The following is a 1312-nucleotide window of genomic DNA, read 5'->3' as shown; positions in this document are numbered from 1 at the left end:
CTATTCGTCGGCAGCGTCAGTTGTTTATAAGAGACAGATCTAAGATGATTGCTGAAAGTGTAGCTGCTAAATTGTTAGACTCTCTACCAGAGTATCCTTACAGTAACAAGTAGTTGGCTGCGAGGAGGTTCAATCTCTATTGGTTATTTATTACTTCTGGTTAGGCAATTTTTATTTTGCCATTTTAAACAGCTAAGCTAATAAGATATTTTCGTTTTCGTCTGCTAAAAAGAAAAGGGAGCATATTATGCTCCCTTTTATACTATATTTTTTCTAAGTATTTTGCTTCGTGTTTGTTATCCAATAATTGAACAAAATAGTTTATACATGGCTGATGGTAAGTCCCTACTTTAAACGTTGATGCTGTGGTATAACATACATCTAAGTGTGATATAGGGTGTAATCTTCCATCTTCATTCTCTATGTCATGGTCATATCTAAGATAACCATCTTCAAATAACATTAATTCATGAACGAAAGCCCATATTCTATCTGGATCCTCAAATAACTCTTCTAAAGGCTCTAAAAATTCCAGAGAGTTAGGTGACTCGAAACGTTCATCGTTAAGAAAGGTGAGAATGCGTGAAGATATAACATTATCGATGTCGGCAATATTATTTGTGTAAAACAAGAGCCTACCTTGCTCATTCTTGATATGAAAAGGAGAACGAATCGAAAATATTTTATCTTCTGATTCATAAATAAAGCGATTCATGTCATCCACTATGATTTTTAAGAAGTTCTTAACTTCTCCTGTTATCTTCACGTTGCTATGAACATACTTAACTGTATTCATCAGCAACTTGATAACATCTTTCTTGCTTCGAATAGGCGCAAAGAACAAATCAAGATGAGCATCAGGTATAGGTATAGAAAATGACTTCAACTATTCTACCTCTCAGAAGATAAATTTTTATTAAATTCAATGATTTTAGTTACTGTTTCTCTGTCAAAGCCATCACCTACAGTCTGTTGGATGATTTTGTAGAACTGCTTCCTCAGCTTCACTGGTACTTTCATTTCATCAAACAAGTCATTTACTGAATCATAGAAAGATTTTGTCAAGTCTGTATATTTGATAGTTGTCTTAATCTGTTGTATTTCTTGTTCTGTTGGGGCTTTAACTACCAACTTTCCTGTTCTATTAATATTCGCTAACTCACCTTCAATAGTCGTTAGTAGGTTTGTATTACTCTCCTCATTTATCAATAGGTAACTAGTCAAAAAAGAACGAGTTAGCATCATATACAAGGCATTTCTATAAGTTTGATAATTGTTTATTTTTTTTGTTACACAAATGACAAATGGAAAC

1 protein-coding gene and 1 pseudogene are annotated in these 1312 nt (G+C 33.2%); both read right to left on the bottom strand.

The features are described 5' to 3' along the window. Positions 1–262 precede the first annotated feature (262 nt). Complete coding sequence (locus ASV53_RS24040; RefSeq protein WP_094958994.1) at positions 263–886, bottom strand: STM2766 family helicase-associated protein; 624 nt, start codon at positions 884–886, stop codon at positions 263–265. A 5-nt stretch (positions 887–891) separates the two neighbouring features. Next, positions 892–1312, bottom strand: a pseudogene (locus ASV53_RS25660) (DEAD/DEAH box helicase); the annotation flags it as partial.

The sequence above is a fragment of the Photobacterium sanguinicancri genome (assembly GCF_002265265.1).
Classification (GTDB): domain Bacteria; phylum Pseudomonadota; class Gammaproteobacteria; order Enterobacterales; family Vibrionaceae; genus Photobacterium; species Photobacterium sanguinicancri.
Note: the sequence above shows the minus strand (reverse complement) of the source record. Positions and strands in the feature narration are given on the sequence as shown.